The sequence below is a fragment of the Cohnella massiliensis genome (genome assembly GCF_900169535.1).
Lineage (GTDB): Bacteria > Bacillota > Bacilli > Paenibacillales > Paenibacillaceae > Cohnella > Cohnella algarum.
Genome location: NZ_LT821259.1, coordinates 232,662 through 252,204, shown reverse-complemented (window position 1 = coordinate 252,204; position 19,543 = coordinate 232,662). Strand labels below are relative to the sequence as shown.

15 protein-coding genes are annotated in these 19,543 nt (G+C 57.5%); 8 read left to right on the top strand and 7 right to left on the bottom strand.

Going from position 1 to position 19,543, the window contains the following annotated elements:
- Positions 1–23 precede the first annotated feature (23 nt).
- The 5 genes from B7E11_RS30670 to B7E11_RS15000 all read left to right on the top strand — a co-directional run bounded on the left by B7E11_RS30670 (position 24) and on the right by B7E11_RS15000 (position 3,774).
- Positions 24–197 carry a paeninodin family lasso peptide gene (locus B7E11_RS30670; RefSeq protein WP_139787213.1) on the top strand — a complete coding sequence of 58 codons (174 nt, stop codon included), beginning with the start codon at positions 24–26 and terminating at the stop codon, positions 195–197.
- A gap of 81 nt (positions 198–278) precedes the next feature.
- Positions 279–1,223: a phosphoenolpyruvate carboxykinase (ATP) gene (locus B7E11_RS15015; protein WP_245809738.1), complete on the top strand. Its 945-nt coding sequence runs from the start codon at positions 279–281 to the stop codon at positions 1,221–1,223.
- Complete coding sequence (locus B7E11_RS15010) at positions 1,220–1,510, top strand: lasso peptide biosynthesis PqqD family chaperone (protein WP_080836059.1); 291 nt, start codon at positions 1,220–1,222, stop codon at positions 1,508–1,510. The genes B7E11_RS15015 and B7E11_RS15010 overlap by 4 nt, the downstream gene beginning before the upstream one ends.
- A gap of 6 nt (positions 1,511–1,516) precedes the next feature.
- Positions 1,517–1,981: a lasso peptide biosynthesis B2 protein gene (locus B7E11_RS15005; protein WP_080836058.1), complete on the top strand. Its 465-nt coding sequence runs from the start codon at positions 1,517–1,519 to the stop codon at positions 1,979–1,981.
- Positions 1,978–3,774, top strand: a complete 1,797-nt coding sequence (locus B7E11_RS15000) for an ABC transporter ATP-binding protein (RefSeq protein ID WP_080836056.1) — start codon at positions 1,978–1,980, stop codon at positions 3,772–3,774. Before B7E11_RS15005 ends, B7E11_RS15000 begins: the two co-directional genes overlap by 4 nt.
- A 99-nt stretch (positions 3,775–3,873) precedes the next feature.
- Here the strand turns inward: B7E11_RS15000 and B7E11_RS14995 are convergent, their stop codons facing one another.
- Complete coding sequence (locus B7E11_RS14995; RefSeq protein WP_080836054.1) at positions 3,874–4,305, bottom strand: hypothetical protein; 432 nt, start codon at positions 4,303–4,305, stop codon at positions 3,874–3,876.
- A gap of 265 nt (positions 4,306–4,570) precedes the next feature.
- On the opposite strand from B7E11_RS14995, the gene B7E11_RS14990 reads away from it, so the two are divergent.
- Positions 4,571–4,942: a helix-turn-helix domain-containing protein gene (locus B7E11_RS14990; protein ID WP_080836052.1), complete on the top strand. Its 372-nt coding sequence runs from the start codon at positions 4,571–4,573 to the stop codon at positions 4,940–4,942.
- Positions 4,943–5,027: 85 nt separating this feature from the next.
- Here the strand turns inward: B7E11_RS14990 and B7E11_RS29605 are convergent, their stop codons facing one another.
- Positions 5,028–5,192: a hypothetical protein gene (locus tag B7E11_RS29605; RefSeq protein WP_176220771.1), complete on the bottom strand. Its 165-nt coding sequence runs from the start codon at positions 5,190–5,192 to the stop codon at positions 5,028–5,030.
- A gap of 263 nt (positions 5,193–5,455) precedes the next feature.
- On the bottom strand, positions 5,456–10,060 hold the full coding sequence (gltB, locus tag B7E11_RS14985; RefSeq protein ID WP_080836050.1) for a glutamate synthase large subunit: 4,605 nt from the start codon (positions 10,058–10,060) through the stop codon (positions 5,456–5,458).
- A 389-nt stretch (positions 10,061–10,449) separates the two neighbouring features.
- Between gltB and B7E11_RS14980 the strand changes: the two genes are divergently transcribed.
- Positions 10,450–11,796 (top strand): SGNH/GDSL hydrolase family protein, encoded by a 1,347-nt coding sequence (locus B7E11_RS14980; RefSeq protein ID WP_080836048.1) that lies wholly within the window; start codon positions 10,450–10,452, stop codon positions 11,794–11,796.
- A gap of 122 nt (positions 11,797–11,918) precedes the next feature.
- On the opposite strand, the gene B7E11_RS14975 is transcribed toward B7E11_RS14980, so the two are convergent.
- The 4 genes from B7E11_RS14975 to kapB form a co-directional block, all read right to left on the bottom strand.
- Positions 11,919–14,162 carry an Ig-like domain-containing protein gene (locus B7E11_RS14975; protein WP_176220770.1) on the bottom strand — a complete coding sequence of 748 codons (2,244 nt, stop codon included), beginning with the start codon at positions 14,160–14,162 and terminating at the stop codon, positions 11,919–11,921.
- 177 nt (positions 14,163–14,339) lie between these two features.
- Positions 14,340–16,472 (bottom strand): YhgE/Pip domain-containing protein, encoded by a 2,133-nt coding sequence (locus B7E11_RS14970; RefSeq protein WP_080836045.1) that lies wholly within the window; start codon positions 16,470–16,472, stop codon positions 14,340–14,342.
- Positions 16,473–16,581: 109 nt separating this feature from the next.
- Positions 16,582–17,172, bottom strand: a complete 591-nt coding sequence (locus B7E11_RS14965) for a TetR/AcrR family transcriptional regulator (protein WP_245809737.1) — start codon at positions 17,170–17,172, stop codon at positions 16,582–16,584.
- Positions 17,173–17,270: 98 nt separating this feature from the next.
- Entirely contained in the window at positions 17,271–17,657 is a 387-nt protein-coding gene (gene kapB, locus B7E11_RS14960) for a sporulation phosphorelay system protein KapB (protein ID WP_240353131.1), read from the bottom strand.
- 188 nt (positions 17,658–17,845) lie between these two features.
- Between kapB and B7E11_RS14955 the strand changes: the two genes are divergently transcribed.
- Positions 17,846–18,961: an MGDG synthase family glycosyltransferase gene (locus B7E11_RS14955; RefSeq protein ID WP_080836042.1), complete on the top strand. Its 1,116-nt coding sequence runs from the start codon at positions 17,846–17,848 to the stop codon at positions 18,959–18,961.
- Positions 18,962–19,543: the final 582 nt, after the last annotated feature.

Here is a 19,543-nt window from a genome sequence, read left to right as displayed (position 1 = left end):
TAGCGTGAAAGGAGGTGAAATCGATGAAAAAAATGTGGAAAGAGCCGCAAATAGAAGTACTTAACGTTCGGGAAACGATGCTTGGAACGGGTTCGACGAATGTGGACTGGGTTTGGGTTGGTTCCCAACTCGACGCCGATCTCTATGACGACGGTAAGCAGACGGGCGGCAACACCGGTCCTATTCTGGCTTCCTAATCGTAGTTTCTAAGCTTCAAGCGGCCCTTATGCCTTCAGTTTTCGGGATAAGGGCCGTCTATTTCATGACCGACTGAGGCGGTGGTATTCATTCGTTTCGAACCTAAATTCCGCTATACCGCTTTCGGCTTCCGGATCGCCAGCGAGATCGAGTTTCCGGAGCTGCTTCCCGGTTCCGACCGCGGCCCTGCGGATATCGAAATCGGAATGGCCGATCTACTGGACGCATGGAAGGAAGAGGAAACGGCCAATCGCATTTATCGGGTCCAGGATAACCGGGTTCTTTTTCATTTTCCCGACGTCGCCATCGCTTCGATCAGCGACGGCCGTAAAATCGGCGTTTGCCCGCTGCCCGGCGTCGACGAACGACTCGTTCGCCTTTACATACTCGGGAGCTGCATGGGAGCCGTTCTGTTTCAAAAAAGGATTCTTCCGCTTCACGGCAGCGCAATCGTGATCGGAGGCAGAGCCTACGCGATCGTCGGAAATTCGGGCGCCGGAAAATCCACGCTCGCGGCTGCCTTCGTCGAACGAGGGTATTCCCTCCTGACCGACGACGTCATTGCGGTTTCCGTTTTGCCGGAAGCCGGAGGCGTTCCGCACGTCATTCCGGCTTATCCGCAGCAGAAGCTATGGCAAGAAAGCATCTCCTTGCTTGAGATCCAGGCAAGCGAATATCGTCCTTTATGGAACAAAGCGGACAAATTCGGCATTCCCGTCGTTTCGAAATTCGCGAGCGAGCCGATCCCGCTGGCGGGAATTTTCGAGTTGACGGCGGCCAAGCAATCGGGCGTGCAGCTGCATCCCGTCGAACGCCTCGAAAGCTTGCCGCTATTGCGTTACCATACGTACCGCAACTTTTTGATCGCTCCCTTGCATCTGGAGCAATGGCACTTCGACGCGTCGGTCGCGATCGCGCGCGCGACTCCGATTTACCGGCTGACTCGTTCTTCCGGCGAATATACCCTGCACGAGCTGCCGGGCCGCATTCTTCAAACCGTCGAAAAGGAGAGTATCGTGTTATGAAGGACCTTGCCGCAATACAGCCGGACACCACGGTTTGCCAGGTTCAAGGGCACGTGACGAGCGATATGTCCGGCGAAAAAGTGATGATGAGCATCCGGAACGGCAACTACTACAACCTGGGGGAAACGGGGGGAAGGATTTGGGAGCTCCTTCAAACCCCGACGACGGTCAGACGCATTGTCGATACCCTCGTTCAGGAATACGACGTTGATCCGCTGTCATGCGAGCAGCATGTGATTTCCTTCCTGCAGCGTCTTGTCGACGAACAGCTGATTCAAGCGGAGTAAACGGCAATGAGGAAATGGAAAAAGTTTCTCTCCCTTCGCTCCGATAAGAAGAAGCTTCTGTTGGAAGCCCTTCTCTACTTGGGCTGGGCCCGCATCCTGAAGGCGCTGCCCTTTTCGCGGGTCGCGCCGATGCTGGGGGAGCCGATGACGGAAACCTCCTACGACCGCAACCTCGCGAACGAAAGGATCGCCCTGCAAATATCCCAGGCGATTCGGGTCGCCAGCAAGCATACGTGGTGGGAAAGCAAGTGCCTGGTTTCGGCGATCGCCGGCATGAAAATGCTGCAGCGGCGGCGAATCGGCAGCACGCTTTATATGGGAACGGCCCGGGACCCATCGGGCAAATTGGTGGCGCACGCCTGGCTCCGCAGCGGCGGACTGATTCTTACCGGAGCCGGAGGGCTGGAGCAGTATACCGTTGTCGCCAAATTCGGCCAACGGATGCCGGAAACGAAAGGGATTCCCACATGAAACTCATCGTAAACCTTTGGAAGCAGCTGCATGCCTTTGCCGGATTCAAACTTTATCTTAACCTTTTTACGATGCTGCTCAGCAGTCTCGCGAACGGGATCGGGCTGCTGCTCCTGATTCCGATGCTTCATTTTGTCGGCGTCTCCAGCATTCAGTTCGGAAATATTCCGTTGGTTTCATCCTTGTTCGAGTCGTTAAGCGCGTTTACGATCGATATCAATTTGCCGATCGTCCTGGCGATCTATCTGCTGCTCACGATCGGACAAACGCTCCTGCAGCGGAATCAGGTGCTGCTGGATACCCGGATTCAGCAAGGCTTCAGCCGGCATCTCAAGGTGAAAGCCTACGGGGCGCTGCTGCAAGCCAATTGGGAGTTTTTCCTTAAAAAAAGAAAATCCGATTTCAATCAACTGTTGACGACCGAAATCGGGCGCGTCGCCCAAGGCGTATCCCTGATTCTGGGCTTCGTTTCGGCCTTGATCTTTTGTACGATTCAAATCGGAATCGCCTTCTGGTCGTCCGCCGCCCTTACCTCGTTCGTTCTGATCAGCGGCTTGATTCTTGCGTACTTCTCGCGCAAGGGCGTGTCGAAGGCCAAGCGGCTCGGCAAACAAACGACGGAGCTCTCCTTGGACTATTTTTCGGGACTTTCGGATCAGTTGAACGGGATCAAAGATATAAAAAGCAACCGGCTTGAGGTTTCCCATCTGAATTGGTTTCAGTCCGTCAGCGTGCAGATCGAGCGAAACGTGACCCGTTTCGTTCAACTGCAAATGAATACGAAGTTTTTCTACAACGTCGTATCCGCGCTGCTCATGGTTGCGTTTATTTTTATCGCCCGCGTGCTCTATCAAGTCGAAATCGAGCAGTTAATTTTGATCGTCCTCATTTTCATCCGGTTATGGCCCTTCGTCATTTCCATTCAGAACAATATCCAGCAGCTCGGCTCCGTGCTTCCCGCTTTCAAGAGCCTGGACGATTTGCTTAACGAGTGCAAGCTTCATAACGAACGGTTTCCGGCGGAAACGGAATCCCCGGTTCGGCCGCTGCCCGTCGCGCAAGGGATCGAATGCAGCGGAATTTGCTTTCGCTACGATCCCGATTCGCCCGTCTACGCATTGAACGACATCTCGCTGCGAATCGCCGCCAATCAAATGACCGCCGTCGTCGGCAAGTCCGGCGCGGGGAAAAGCACGCTGATCGATATCCTTACCGGTCTGCTCCGGCCCGAGCGGGGCCGGCTGCTCGTCGATGGCGCGGCCATTACCGATGAAACGATTCCTTCGTACCGGCAATCGATCGGTTACGTTTCGCAGGACCCGTTCCTGTTTAACGCCAGCATCCGCGAAAACCTGCTGATGGTGAAGCCCGATGCGACGGAAACGGAGATTTGGGAAGCTTTGCGATTTGCCGCATCCGACGAATTCGTACGGAACCTTCCCAACGGCGTCGATACCGTCATCGGCGATCGGGGAACGCGGCTGTCGGGGGGCGAGCGTCAACGGATCGTGCTGGCGCGGGCAATTTTGAAAAAGCCGGAAATTCTCATCCTGGACGAAGCCACCAGCGCGTTGGATCACGAGAACGAAGCGAAAATTCAAGCGGCCCTGGAACGGCTGAAGGGAAGCATGACCATCATTGTCATCGCCCATCGCCTTTCCACCATCCGCAACTCGGACCAGGTCGTCGTTTTGGAAAACGGCCGAATCGTCGAACAAGGAGGATATGTTCAGCTTTCCAATGACAAAAAGGGTACGTTCCGAACGCTGTTGGAATATCAGATGGGGAGTTAACGTCCGTATCGCGTAAAAGGCCAGCCGCAGCTGACGGCTGGCCTTTCGCTATGGTGACGGGTTCCCTTCATACGGGTTGTTCCGTTTCCGGCCGCGACCTTACCCGTGTCTCTCGCTAATTTCGCGATATAGTTCCAATATCCGTCGATTCGAAACCAACACCGTTCGCAAATATTCGTTAAGCTTGTATTCGAAATTTTGCTGCTCGCTGCTCGTCAGCCTCCAGCAGGCGGAATATACGAACAGCCCTTCTTCTTCGCGGAAATTTTCGATAACGGAGGTTAACCGGACCGTATGCAGCCCCAGTTGGATCTCCAGCATCCATTCGACGTCATCGCGCGCGGGAATCCGCAAAAAGGTCTGGAATCGGCAGCCTTTGAAGCTGATTTCCTTCAACAACACCTTTTGCTTGTTGCTGCGGATTTCTTTTTCCTGAATTTTTTTGATCGAAATATCCGCAACCAGATGATAAATTTTGATCGGAAGGCAATCCCGGTAATTCAGTTCGTCTTCATCAGCGGCAAAGTCCAACGGCCTTCACTCCGATACCATATGTATCATAATCCTACTTTGAATTTATGATACATTTCGTATCTAGTCAAGGTTTTTTTTGACATTTGTGCTACAGAAACATCATAATTATACTTGCTTACTTTTTTGATGTCGTGCAGGTTTAATCGTCATCCTTACGGATCATACTAACGATTAAGCGTTGCGACGTTTCGTCGCAATCAATGAAATTGTTTACTATTCGTATTATGATTGAACAAGAGAAACGCCTAAGGGGGGACAATTAATGAATATCGGCAGCCGTATTGCATTCCTTAGGGAGAAACAAGGCTGGACCCAGGAGGAGCTCTCGTCTTCCCTCGGAATATCGCGCGCAGCCCTTTCCCACTATGAGAAAAACAGAAGAGAGCCCGATACGGAGACGCTGACGAAAATCGCGGACATTTTCAAAGTTTCTCTGGATTACCTGGTAGGCCGTACCCAAAATCCGAATTCGACGTTGGAGACGGACGTTCGGCAGTTCGTCGAAGATCTTGAGCTCTCCGATCAGGAACTGCTCGAACGCTTCTCCCTTACGATTGACGGCCGCAAGCTTTCGCCGGAGGAGGCCAGGCGATTCATCGCCTTCGTCAGAGCGGAACGCCAATTAAACCAATAAACGAACTTTCGGATACAAAAATCTCTAAGGCGACGGATCGTTTCGGATCCTTTCATCCGTCCTTGGAGTTTTTTTGTTTGACTCGTTATCGCGGCTCATCGCTCTTGTATGTAATCATCTGCAGCGCTTCCAGACGTCGTTCCTCACGGATGCCCATCTGAATCATGATTTTTCGGATGTCGAGTTCCAATGGTTGAATGGATTCGTTCCTTTTGTTCGATTCTTTCGAAACACTTTCGTTTCTCTCCATTTCCACCCAATCCCCTCATTTTTCTAACCTCAAAAAAAAAACACCGACTACCCTTATTCTATAACAGAAGCGCCGCGAAGAATGTTGAACATTGTTGTCGTTTCCACGGAATTTAACCAGAATACTTACCATTTTTCCATATTTTAAGAGAGAAAAAAGGGGACTTTGGATCGATTACAAGTCATAAGGGCTTCGTCGGCCTTGAAAGGCGGCGAAACGCAAAGACACCCCCCGAACCTTCCGGGGGGTGCCGCGAAACTTATTTAATTCCCGCCGACCCGGGACAAATCCCGCATGTTCGCTTCGAAGGCGGCGAGCAGCGCCTGCTCTCCGCTCAAGCCTTCGGCTTGAACTTTGGCGATTTGCTCCATCATCCGCTTGTAATCCTTCGGAATGACCTTGACGAACCGCGGGAGGAACTCCGTCCACTCGCCGAGCACGCGCGCGCCGAGCTCGCTGCCCGTATAGCGGACATGCTTCTCGACCATGCCGCGGACTTCGGCGATTTCGGTTTCGTCCTCCAGCTTTTCGAGCAGGATCATCTCGAAGTTGCAGCGCTTGACGAAGTCGCCGTCCCAATCGATGACGTAGGCGATGCCGCCGGACATGCCCGCCGCGAAGTTGCGGCCGGTGTTCCCGAGGACGACGACGCGCCCGCCGGTCATATATTCGCAGCCGTGATCGCCCACGCCTTCGACGACGACGTTCGCGCCGCTGTTCCGGACCGCGAACCGCTCGCCCGCCACGCCGCGAATGTAGGCTTCGCCGTTCGTCGCGCCGTAAAACGCGGTATTGCCGACAATAATGTTCTCTTCGGCTTTAAAGGTCGCCTTCGGCGACGGGTAGACGACGATTTTGCCGCCGGACAGCCCTTTGCCGATATAGTCGTTCGCATCGCCTTCCAGCGAAAGCGTCATGCCCTTCGGCACAAAGGCGCCGAAGCTTTGGCCGGCGGTTCCGACGAAATGGAACCGGATCGTATCTTCCGGCAGTCCGTCCTTGCCGTGCTTCATCGTCACCTCGTGGCCGACGATCGTCCCGACGACGCGGTTCGTGTTCTTGATCGGGAACGTCCCTTCGACGGACTGCTTGCTCTCGATGGCAGGCGCCGCCGCCTGAAGCAGCTGCTGCATGTCAAGCGACTCTTCCAGGCCGTGATTTTGGCTCTTCGCTTTGTAGCGGAAAGAGCCTTCCGGCAGTTGCGGCATGTGCAGCAGCGGGGCCAGATCGACGCCCTGCGCCTTGAAATGCGCGATCGCTTTCTTCGTGTCGAGGCGATCGGTGCGTCCGACCATCTCCTCGACCGTCCGGAAGCCGAGCTGCGCCATGATCTCGCGGAATTCTTCCGCCAGGAAGCGCATGTAGTTGACGACGTATTCCGGGTCGCCCATGAACTTCTTGCGCAGCTCCGGATTTTGCGTCGCGACGCCGACCGGACACGTATCCAGCTGGCAGACGCGCATCATGATGCAGCCGAGCACGACGAGCGGAGCCGTCGAGAAGCCGTATTCCTCGGCGCCGAGCAAGGCGGCGATCGCGATGTCGCGGCCGGTCATCATCTTGCCGTCCGTCTCGACGACGACACGGTCGCGCAAATTGTTCAGGATCAGCGTCTGATGCGTTTCCGCCAGGCCGAGCTCCCACGGCAATCCCGCGTGGCGAATCGAGCCGATCGGCGAAGCGCCGGTGCCGCCGTCGTATCCGCTGACCAGAATGACGTCGGCGCGGCCCTTGGCGACGCCCGCGGCGATCGTGCCGACGCCGACTTCCGATACGAGCTTCACGTTGATGCGGGCTTTCGGGTTCGCGTTTTTCAGGTCGTGAATCAGCTCCGCCAAATCCTCGATCGAATAAATGTCATGGTGCGGCGGCGGCGAAATCAGGCCGACGCCCGGCGTCGTGCCGCGCACTTCGGCGACCCACGGGTACACTTTGCGGCCCATCAGCTGGCCGCCTTCGCCCGGCTTCGCGCCTTGCGCCATTTTGATCTGGATTTCATCGGCGTTGGACAAGTAATAGCTCGTCACCCCGAAGCGTCCGGAAGCGACTTGCTTGATCGCGCTGCGGCGGGAATCGCCGTTCGCGTCCGGAATGAACCGGGCCGGATCCTCGCCGCCTTCGCCGGAGTTCGACTTGCCGCCGATCCGGTTCATCGCGATCGCGAGCGCCTCGTGCGCTTCCTTGCTGATCGAGCCGAACGACATCGCGCCCGATTTGAACCGCTTGAAGATCGATTCGACCGGCTCGACCTCCTCGAGCGGCACGGGCGGCTGGTCGAACTTGAAGTCGAGCAGCGACCGCAGCGTGCGGATTTCCTCGTATTCGCCCTGGACGAGGGCGGAATATTTCTTATACAGGTTGTAGTCGTTGGCGCGGGTCGCCATCTGCAGCGTATGAATCGTCTTCGGATTGAACAGATGGTCTTCCCCGTCTTTGCGCCATTGGTAGTCGCCGCCGGAATCGAGTTCCGTCTCGGCGCCTTCCTGTTTCGCGTAAGCGCGGCAGTGCGGCTTCAGCGTTTCCTCGGCGATCGTCGCGAGTCCGATGCCTCCGATCCGGGAAGGCGTCCACGTGAAATATTTCTCGATCAGGTCTTCCTGAAGGCCGATCGCTTCGAAAATTTGCGCGCCGCGGTACGATTGGATCGTCGAGATCCCCATTTTCGACAGGACTTTGACGACGCCTTTATTGGCGGCTTTCAAATAATTTTTGACGGCTTTTTCGTGCGAAATGCCCTTCAGCCGGCCTTGGCGGATCAGATCGTCCAGCGTCTCGAACGCCAGGTACGGGTTGACGGCGCTGACGCCGTAGCCGAGCAGCAAGGCGAAATGATGCACTTCGCGCGGTTCGCCCGATTCGAGCAAAATGCTGACCTTCGTCCGCGTGCCCTTGCGGATCAGATGATGGTGCACGGCGGATACGGCGAGCAGCGACGGAATCGCCGCGTTGTCCGCATCGATGCCCCGGTCGGACAAGATCAAGATGTTGTGCCCGCGCTCGATGACGCGGTCGGCCGCTTCGCAGAGCAGCTTCAGCGCGCTTTCCAGCCCGGCTTCGCCTTCGTCGGCCGGGAAGAAAATCGGCAGCGTAATCGACTTGAAGCCCGGACGGTGCACATGGCGCAGCTTCGCGAAATCCTCGTTCGATACGATCGGCGAGACGAGGCGGATGTGGCGGCAGCTTTCCGGCTCCGGATTCAGCAGGTTCCGCTCCGGCCCGATCGTCGTATACGTGGAGGTTACGATCTCCTCCCGGATGGCGTCGATCGGCGGATTCGTCACCTGCGCGAACAGCTGCTTGAAGTAGTTGAACAGACGCTGCGGACGTTCCGACAGGACGGCCAGCGGCGCGTCGTAGCCCATGGATGCGAGCGGCTCCACGCCGCTGGACGCCATCGGCTCGATGATCTTGCGGATATCCTCGAACGAGTAGCCGAACGCCTGCTGGCGCTGCTGGACGCTGTCATGGTCCTCTTCCGGCAGCTCGGTAGCGTCCGGAAGATCGTCCAGATCGACGAGGTGGTCGTTCAGCCACTCCCGGTACGGATACTCGGACACGATTTTCTTTTTCAGCTCTTCGTCGGATACGATCCGGCCTTCCTTCGTGTCGACGAGCAGCATGCGGCCCGGACGAAGCCGGTCCTTCAGCACGATGTCTTCCGGCGGAATTTCGATGACGCCGGCCTCGGATGCCATGATGATCAGGTCGTCCTTCGTCACGTAATAGCGCGCGGGACGCAAGCCGTTCCGGTCCAAAATGGCGCCGATTTGCACGCCGTCGGTAAAGCCCATGGCGGCGGGGCCGTCCCAGGGCTCCATCAGCGTGCTGTGGTATTCGTAGAACGCCCGCTTTTCGTCGTCCATATGCTCGTCGTTTTGCCAAGGCTCCGGCACCATCATCATCGCGCAATGCGCGAGAGGACGTCCGGCCAGGTACAGAAACTCGAACGTATTGTCGAACTTGCCCGTATCGGACAAATCGTGATTGATGATCGGTTTTACCTTTTCCAGGTCGTCGCCGAACAGCTCCGATTCGAACAGCGTCTGCCGGGCGTGCATCCAGTTTTCGTTGCCGCGCAGCGTGTTGATCTCGCCGTTGTGAATCATATAATGGAACGGATGCGCCCGCTCCCAGCTCGGGAACGTGTTCGTCGAAAAGCGCGAGTGCACGAGCGCGATCGCCGTCTCCATGTCCGGATCGTGCAATTCCGAATAAAACTGCCCGACCTGCTCGGTCGTCAACATGCCTTTGTAAATGACCTTCTTGCTCGAAAGGCTAGAAAAATAGAACGAATCGCCGCCCGGAATTCCGGAATAGCGGATCGCCTTCTCGGCAAGCTTGCGAACGACGTACAGCTTTCTTTCGAACGCCAAATCGTCGGCAAGTCCGGCGGCGCGTTCGATGTATACCTGGCGGACGAACGGTTTGACGCGCTTGGCCGAAATGCCGAGCATGCTGTCGTCCGTCGCCAGCGTGCGCCAGCCGAGCAAACGAAGCCCTTCCTGCTCGACGATGGAGGCGAAAATTTCCTCATGTTTGGCCCGCTGGCCTTCGTCCTGGGTCAAAAAGACCATGCCGACGGCATAACGGCCTTCTTCGGGAAGCTGGATGCCGAGCTTGGACGTTTCTCTCTTCAGGAATTTGTGCGGAATCTGCATCATCAGGCCCGCCCCGTCGCCCGAATTCGGTTCGCTTCCTTGCCCGCCCCGGTGCTCCATGTTAAAGAGCAGCGTCAGCGCCTGCTCGATAATCTCGTGCGATTTGCGGCCTTTGATATGGGCGACGAAGCCCATGCCGCAGGCATCCCGTTCGTATTGCGGATCATACATCCCCTGCTTCGGAGGCAATCCGTTCACGAGCTCTTTCATCTTAAAACGCATCCTTTCTATAGGAGAAGATCTGGAAGAGGAAGGAACGATCAAACGCTGGCGGCACCGACTTCCGGGTCTATAACGCAAACGCTCGAAAGCGATCGGCAGCTGAGCGCCGGGCGGCCATCCCCCTTGTGCGAACCGTCCGGAAACTACTGCCTTTCGCCGTAAAGTCTGGTACAATAGTAACGCGCAACGAGTCGAAGCGGCAGCCTCGGCCAAACGCTTCGACGGTCAAGCCCGGAGTCCGACCCGGCTTGAGATGGTTTTTTATTGTTATGTTATTTTAACACCTTCGTTCGGAAAATGACAATTTAATATTTCGCCAATAGTTTGCAGAAAAAGACAGGGTTCGAATAATTATTCATGAGTGGAGGCTTGCGATCATGACTCGGAAACGACACGGCCTGTACGCCGGAACCGTTTTTCGCAAATTGGCCGCCGTCGCGCTGGCCGGGACGCTGGCATGGACGGCATCGGGGGCGCTGCCGGCTAACGCCGCGGAAGGGGATTCGGCAGATCGGGCGCCGACCGCCGCCGTCTCTTCCGCCGACGCGTATCGGATCGTGGTGCTGGGGGATTCCATCGGGGTCGGCTACGAGCCCGGAGTCGCCGCCGCTTCCGACGTTTACGGCTATGCCGACCGCCTGTACGAGCAGGCGCTCCTGCACGGCCGGGCGGAGTTCGCCAATTACGCCATTCTCGGCCTGAAAACGGAAGGACTGGCGAACCAGCTCCGGGGCGCGGCGGAGCGGAAGGCGCTTCCCGCCGCGGCCATTCAGGACTTCGCGGATCCGCGCATCGAGCAGCAAGCGGAGGCGGTCGCGGCGCTGGGGGCGAAGCTGGCCGACGATTTGGCGCAAGCCGATCTCGTGGCCATAACGATCGGGGGCAACGATTTTCTTGCGTTTGTCCGCGACCTGCTCGAAAAGCCCGCCGAAGAGGCGGCGCGGACGCTTAACGCGGAAATCGAAAGCAAACTGAATAATTATGCAGAGCATGCAGAAACGGCCGTCCGGCTCGTACGCGAGCTTGCTCCGAACGCTGTCATTCATATGTCGGATCAATATTTGCCTTTTCCGAGACAGGCGAACCCGGAGCTGTACGATCTTCTGATCGGGCATATGCGCGAATTGTCGGCCGATTTGGACGAACTCGCGGCCAAGCTGCAGGCGGAGAACATTCCGCTGAACATCGTTCGCGTCAGCTCCGCGTTTACGGGCTTCGAGCTTTCGTTTACCCACGTTTACGCGAACAAGGACATTCACCCGAACCAGAACGGCTACAACGCAATCGCCAAAACGTTTTCCGAATCGATATGGAACGAATACGCAAAATTGTCCGCCGCGAACAAGGGGTCGGCAGCTTCGCCCGCCGCTCCCGCCATTTACATCAAAGGCAAGCTGCTTGCCACCGCGAACAAGCCGAAGCTTCGCAGCAGCACGACGTTCCTCTCGCTCAGGGACGTGGCCGACGCCACGGGAGCGCAAGTCGACTGGAACGCAAAGACGCAGACGGCCCTGTTCAAATTGAACGGACGCGAGGTCGCGATCACGATCGGCTCGAAGACGCTGGCGGTCAACGGGGTCGAGCAGCCGCTGGCGGCTCCCGCCTATTTGGAAGCGGTCGGAAACGAGAAAAAAACGTACGTCCCGCTCGCCGCGATCGCGAACGGCTTGAATTACCAGGTCGTCTACCGTCCCAAGCTGTACAGCGCCTTTATCAATCCGTAATTTAGCTCGGTAACGGCTTTTTATGCAGCTTTAGTATATCCTGCCGCCGGCTTCCTAGTCCGCCGCCGAGATCAAAAAACGGGATGGCCCGGAACCTATCCGGACCATCCCGCTTCTATTTTTTACGGTTTTTCCACTTTAACGCGTATCGTGACCGTCTTGCCGTCGTATTTCGCTTTGACCGTCGTGCTGCCTTTGGCGACGCCCGTGACGACGCCCGATGCGTTTACCGTCGCCACCTTCGTGCTGGTCGCCGTCCACGTCGCGAGCGAAGTCACGTCGACCGTTTTGCCGTTTTCGTACAAGGCGGTCAGCTTCACGGAACCGGTAGTTCCCGGCTTCAGCGTCAACGGCCCGTTGGAGGCGGTAATTTTGGTCAGCTTCGCGGTGACCTTGAACGGGATCGTGAGCGTTTTGCCTTGAATCGAGCCCGTGATTTTGCCGCTGCCTTCCGCAATCGCCTTGACTCTCGCGCCGTCGACCGTCGCGACGGTTTCGTCCGACGACGCCCATTCGATGCGGGACGCGATCGAAACCTTTTTGCCGCTCTTCGTCTTGCCCGTTACTTTAATGTTTTTCGTTTTCTTCAACGTCAGCTCGATGCTCGTCGGATCGATCGTAAAGGAAACGAATTCTTCCTCGACCGTTACCGTCATTTTGACGGTGGCGTTCAAGTACGTGCCCGTCAATGTCGCCTTGGCCGCCGCCAGGCCTTTCCAGGTCGTTTCCTTCACGAGCAGATTGACCGAAGAGGAGGTCCACTTCACTTTATCCGTAATCGTCTCTTCATTGCCGTTCTCGTAGACGACCGTCACTTCCGGATAAGCGACCTCCGTGCCGATGATCATGCTCATCGATTCGGTCGAAGGGATCAGCAGGTGAACCTTTTCGTTGACGACGACTTCGAACGACCCGGAAAGCACGTCTCCGCCGCCGTTCGTCAGCGTCGCCGTCAGCGTCGCCGTTCCCGTTTTCAGCGCTTTCCACTTGCCGTCCTCGATCTCGACGACGGAATCGTTCGAGCTGGTCCACGTTACCGCGTCGCTGATGTCGATCGTTTCGTCGGCAAGCGTCTTGCCGCCGACGGAAGGCAGCGTGCCGCTCTCGTCCGCGTACGTGTCGATCGTTTCCTCGTCGATCGTCAATTCGGTAATGGTGGGATACACCGTGACGTTGAGCGTTTTCGTCAAGCCTTTGTACGATGCCGTAATCGTCGTCGTGCCGGCGCTCTTCGGCGTGACGTACGCCTTGCCGCCCGCGATGTCGACCGTTGCCGTCACCAAATTGGAGGACGTCCAGGTCACCGCCGTCGTCACGTCGGTTTTCGTCTCCAGGTTGTTCAGCACGTAGGCGCTGATCTCCTTCGGACCGCCCTGCAGCGAAATCTTCAGCGTTTTTTCCGGAGTGATGCGCAGCGCTTCGTACGGAGTCCGGACGACAAACGTAATCGTACCGGTTACGCCCAAATACGTCGCTTTGATCTCGGCCGTGCCGACCCCGACCGGCGTGACGGCCCCGTCTTCGTCAACCGTCACGACGCCGGTATTGCTGCTCGACCACGTTACCTTGTCCGTGACGGTTTCGGTTCCGCCCGCTTTCAGCGTAGCCGTGACCGTGAGCCCCGTGTAATCGTCGTCGCCGACGTACATCTCGATCGGACCGCTTTGGTCGAACTTCAAGCTCGAATAGGGCGAAGATACGGTCAGCTTCACCGAATCCGTGCGCCCCAGATAGCTGACTGTAATGGTCGCTTCGCCGGAGGCGAGCAGCGTCACGACGCCGTCCTCGACGGTGGCTACGCTGCTGTTCGAAGTCGACCAGGCCGCTTCGTCGGTCACGTCGGTCTCTCCGCCGCCGTTCGTTTCCTTGCCGATGGCATTCAGCGAAAGCGATTCGCCTTGCCGGATATCCAGCTTGTCGGCCAAAGCGGCCGATTCCCCCTGCTTGCGAAGCTCGATGGAGCTGTAGCGATATACCGAATTTATCGTGACGGTTGCCGTATAGCCGCTGTATTTGCCCGTAATCACGACATTTTTCGCGCTTGAACTTGCCGTAACGACGCCGCCGCTAACGGACACCGCCGAATTCGAGGAAGTCCACGTCGCGACCGAGGTTACGTCTTTTTTCGTCGTCGAGCCGCTTACTGTGGCCCACAGGGTCAACGCGATCGAATCTTCGTTTACGTACACCGTGTTCGAGGGAATCGAAGACAGTTCCACGGCCGTTATCGTATCCTCCGCCGCCGCGAGCCCGCCTGCCTGGCCCCACAATAAAGCCGCCACCAATAGGGCGACGATCCAACGAGTCGTCATGCGCTCCGGACGCCGCGGTTTTTGCGGAACCGCTTGAATCGCGTTGCTGTTCATCGGGTTGAATAATCCTCCTACTGATTTCTTTATCGTCATCATCCGATATTGTTATCGGCAATTCGTCCGAGATAATGAAGGGATAAAGGGAAATTCGGGAAAAAATCAGGCCATTAGACTCAGAAAAAGAAAGAAGGCCGGCAGCCGGATCCGGCCGCTCAGCCTTCCATTGATCTATCAAGCATTTGCGGGCGCTTGGCCGGCGCCGTTGTCGCCGTCCGGCTCGCCGGCCGCGCCGCGGCGGCGGCTCCGAACCGCAAACAGCGCGAGAATAAGCGCGACGAAGGCGACGGCGTATGCTCCCAGCGTATAAAGCTGCGTCCGAACCTCCGCGATCCCCCCTCCCGCGATGAGCAGGCGCAGCGCATTGATCGCGTAAGTCATCGGCATCCAGTCGCCGATTCGCTGCAGCCAGACGGGCAGAAGCTCCGCCGGATAGGTGCCGGCGCTGGCCGCAAGCTGAAGCGTCAGCAAAATGACCGCGACGAACCGTCCGACGTTGTCCGCCAGCGTGACGAAAAATTGCACGATGGTCATGAACGTAAGCGAAATGACCGCCGTGGCCAAGATGAACATCGGCACGTTCGGCACTTCCAGGCCGATCCCGAACAACAGCAGCGCATCCGCCAGCAGCGTTTGCGCCAGCGCCACGGGCGCGAACAGCAGCAGCTTGGACAAATACCAGCGGAAGCCGCTGCGGACCGGGCCGGCCGCATCCCGCAGCGGAAGGATGATGGTCGACATCAGCACGCCGACGTACAGGCCGAGCGCCAGGAAATAAGGCGTCATGCCGGTGCCGTAGTTCGGGATATCGGCGAGCTTGTGCTCCTGAACGGAAACGGGGGTCGCGAACATGTCCGCCTGTTCGTCGGTGCCGGCTCCCGCCGCCGCTTGCGCGGACGCCTCGCCCAGCTTGTCGGCGAGCTCGCTCGAGCCGTCCTGCAGCTTCAGCAAGCCGCCCGCCAGGTCGGTCGTGCCGTCCGCCAAGCGGCGCGCGCCTTCATCGACCGCGTTCGCTCCCTTGACCGCGCCGCTTAATCCGCCTTTCAGGCTTGCGGCGCCTTCGGCGACCTCCTGCGCGCCGTCGGCCAGCTTCGCTGCGCCGGAGGAAGCTTCACCCAGCTTGCCGCTCAGCGCCTCCGCCCCTTGCCGCAGCTTCGCTTGCCCGGCCTGGAGCTCCTTCGCTCCGGCCGCCAGCTCGCCCTGCCCGGCGGCGAGCTTCGCCGCGCCGTCCGCCACGCTCGCGGTGCCTTGCTCCAGCGCGTCCGCGCCGGCGGCGACGGACTTCGCCGCCGCAAGCAGCTGCGCGAACGCCTCGTCGCCCTCCATGCCGCCGTTCGCCGCGGCATATTGCTCCAGCCCGGCCGCCAGCTGCGCCGCCCCGGCCGCAAGCTCGGCGCCGCCCGACTTCGCGTCGGCCGCACCGTTCGCGAGCGCCTGACCGCTCGCGGCCAGCTCGCCGGCTCCCGACGCCAGCCGGCTCGCCCCTTCTTCCGCGTCCGCGGCCCCGGCTGCCACGGCCCTGCCGCCGCTAGCCAGCTGCGCCGCCCCGGCCGCAAGCGTCCTGCTTCCGTCGGCTACCGACTGCGCGCCCGTCTGCAGCTTGGCCGCGCCGCCGGCCAGCCGGCCGACTCCTTGCTTCAGCTCCGACGCGCCGTCGGCCAGCTTCGCCAGATTCGCTTGCAGCTTCTCCGCGCCCGATTCCGCCTCTTCGGCCCCGTCCGCAAGCTTGGACGCCCCTTCGCTCGCCTCGCTGAATCCGCTCGCGGCTTCGCCGACCGAATCGTACACGGCTTGCGCGTAGGCCTTCGTCACCGATTGTCCGACGTCGGCTTTCAGCTTCTCCGAAGCCTCGGCCCCGATCCGGGACGACAAATAGTTCCACCCGTCGTCCACGTAGTACTCGATTTGGGCCGGCTGGGGCGTCTCCTCCTCCAGCGTCGTCGCTTTTTGCGAAAAATCGTCCGGAATGACGAACGCCATCGAATAGCGATGCTCCTTGAGCCCGTCCATCGCCTCCCGCTCGTCCGTGAAACTCCATTTGAAGCTGTCGTCCTCCTTCAGTTCGTCCGTCAAATCCAGGCCGATGTGAAGCTCCTTTCCGTCCATGAAGGCGCCGGCATCCTGGTTGACGACCGCCACCGGAAGCTCGTTGAGCTTGCCGTACGGATCCCAAAAAGCCCCGATCAGCATTCCGCTATATAACAGAGGGATGACGGCCAGGCCGGCGATCGACAGCATCGTCATTTTATTTCCGGCGAGCCGCTTGTATTCGGCTTTGACCGCTCCTCCGCGGTTTTTCTTCTTCATTTTTCTCCCGCTCCTTCTCTTTCCGCGTTTATAAGCACAATATTATTTGCGAAAAATACGAATTGACCAATTTGACCATTCGGTCAGTCAAAACCAAAAAAAGAAAGCGTCAGCGGTTAGCCAACCCTTCGATGCAGTACAATCGGAAGCTGTCGACGACTTCCTCTTTCGTAAGCGGATCGTGCAGATGAGCGCCTTCCGCCGTCAACGCCAAATACATCTTCAACATCATGTACGCCGTAAGCCGCGGGTCGCACGGACGGATTTCCCCTTTGGCCGCCGCCGCCTCCACATGCTTCGCGATATAGCCGATAATCGCCCGCTCGATTTTCTCCAGCCCTTGTTTGGCCATCGGAGTTCCGATATCGAGCACTTCCTGGGACAGCTTGGCCGCAAGCGCGTGCCGGTCGCGAAAATCGAGCACGCGATGAAGAACCTTGAGCAGGTTGTCCGCAAACGAAAGAGACGAATCCAGCGTCTCGTCGGCTGCGGCCTTCAGATCGCGGATCAGCTCCTCCATGATTACTTCGAATAGTTCTTCTTTGTTCGCGTAGAACGTGTATATGGTTCCTTTGCCGACGTTCGCAAGCTTGGCAACCTGGTCCATCGTCGTCGCCTTGTACCCGAACGAGGCAAACGAGCGGGCGGCCGCTTCGGTAACCTGCTTGCGCCGATCCGGCGTTTTGCGCTCCTGAGCCACCGCGCATCGCCTCTTTTCGCTAAAAAATGACCAAAATAACAAAACGGTCATTTCGTTCTGAAGACAACTTTATCACAGCCCGCCTCAATCTTCAAGCATTAGCTTTCGTATTCTTTTCGCAATCCTTCCAACAGTTCGAGCGAACGTTCGGACCACCGTTTAAGGCGGGCCATCCGCTCCATCTCGGCCGCCAGCGCCGTCCGGCGCGTTTCTTCATAGGAAGGAATCGCTCCGTCGTACGGCTGGACGGCCGTGGACGGAACCCATACTTTTTCGCGGTAAGCGGAAGCCCGGCGCTCATGAAAGATCGGGGCGTCCGGATCGTAAGGCCGGTGCAGGTCCCCTTGCGTCGGATGCTGAAGCACGGCCAATATTTGCACGAGCGTCCTTTTGCCGTCGATCTCCGCGATCTCTCCGATGTATTCTCCCGTTTTATGGCCCGCTTTGACGATTCGGCCGATTTCCATGTTCTTTTCCATGTTCATGTTCGGAACCTCCATGTTTTCGTTTACCTTTTGATTGGATTGTACCGCATCGGCCCGGACAACGCACGAGAGCAAATGGTACCATTTGGATGATTTGAGGAGGAATGCTAATTCGTTCCGAAGAATACTTGTCCCGAGTCCCGGAAGCGCGTAATATGGAATGTAGGTAAAGTGGAGGAATGTTTACAATGCGTAAAAAACGAGTTCTGCTGCTTTCCGAAGGATTCGGCACCGGTCATACGCAAGCGGCCCACGCCATTTCGGTCGGGCTTCGGCAGTTGTCTCCCCGGATTCAGACGAAAGTGATCGAGCTGGGGACTTTTCTCAATCCGGTTATCGGGCCGCTGATCCTGTCGGCATACCGCAAAACCGTGAGCACCAGTCCAAAGCTGGTCGGCAAGCTTTACCGGAACCAGTACGACAAATCGTTGACCCGGATGAAACGGTTCGCCCTTCACCGGATTTTTTACAATCATGTTTCGGATGTCGTGGGACAGCTCAAACCGGATATTATTGTTTGCACGCATCCGTTTCCCAATGCGGTCGTCAGTCGGCTCAAGCGGCTCGGGCTCGATGTGCCTTTGTATACCGTCATTACCGATTACGACGCGCACGCCACCTGGGTTAACCCGGAAGTCGACATGTACCTGGTCAGCACCTCTTCCGTTCGCAACAAGCTGATCGCGCGCGGCATTTCGCCCAATAAAATCGAAGTGACCGGCATCCCGGTTCATCCGAATTTTTGGCATCCGCACGACCGCGCCGAAATTTTAACCCAGTTCGGATTGGCGGACATGCCGACCGTGCTCATTATGGGCGGGGGCTGGGGGCTCCTGTATTCCGAGCAAATGGTCGAGTATATGACGACCTATGCGGACAAGGTGCAGCTCATTCTGTGCGTCGGCAATAACGAAAAAGCCCGGGAAAAGCTGCAGGAAGACCCCAAATTCCAACATCCGAATATCAAAATCATCGGCTTCACCAAAGAAATCAGCAAGCTGATGGACGTCTCCGACCTGCTGGTGACGAAGCCCGGCGGCATGACGTGCACCGAAGGAATGGCCAAAGGCATTCCGATGCTGTTCTACGAGCCGATCCCGGGGCAGGAGGAAGAAAACCTGGAGTACTTCGTCAAGCATGGCTTCGGCGAGTCGCTCACGTCCGTCGAGACGATCGACCGCTGGCTGCGGCTGATTCAGGAGCCGTATGCGGCCGATCAGCACCGTGGGACGCTGCTGGAGCTGCGGAACGCGGAATACAATCCGGCCAAATGCTCGCAGGCGATTTTGGAGCTGCTGGAATAGGCTTCTTGGCGGTCCGCAAGCGATTCGCAAACAAAACGCAACCTTACCCGGGATGAAATGCACGCGCTGCATCTCATCCCTCTTTTTCGTTCGCGCGGCCCCGTCCCGCCCGATCCTCGGCATGCTTCTTGTCCCGACTCCTCGATTCGGCATCGTTCCGACTCCTTGTCCTCTCTCCTCGTTGCCAGTTCCTCGTCCCGACTCGTTCTGGCTTCTCATCCGGGCGAACGGATGCTTGGAATAATTTGGTGAATGGCCCTTGGATATACTCTCCAGATTTCCTCTTACTGCGATATCCCTTTCGCTCAGTGATTATTGGATAGCGGAAGAACAGGCGGTTTTTTTTGCAAAAAATTAGGGTATGATCCACGGACGTACTCTCGAAGTCCACCCTTATCGCGATATCCCTTTCGCTCAGTGATTGGTTAGCGCAAAGAACAGGTTATGTTTTTTAGCAAAAATTAGGGTATGGTCCATGGACGTACTCTCAAAATCCCCCCCTTATCGCGATATCCCTTTCGCTCAGTGATTGGTTAACGGGAGACACCTCCCAGCCGTGCGTTATTGGACCAGCTAAGCTAT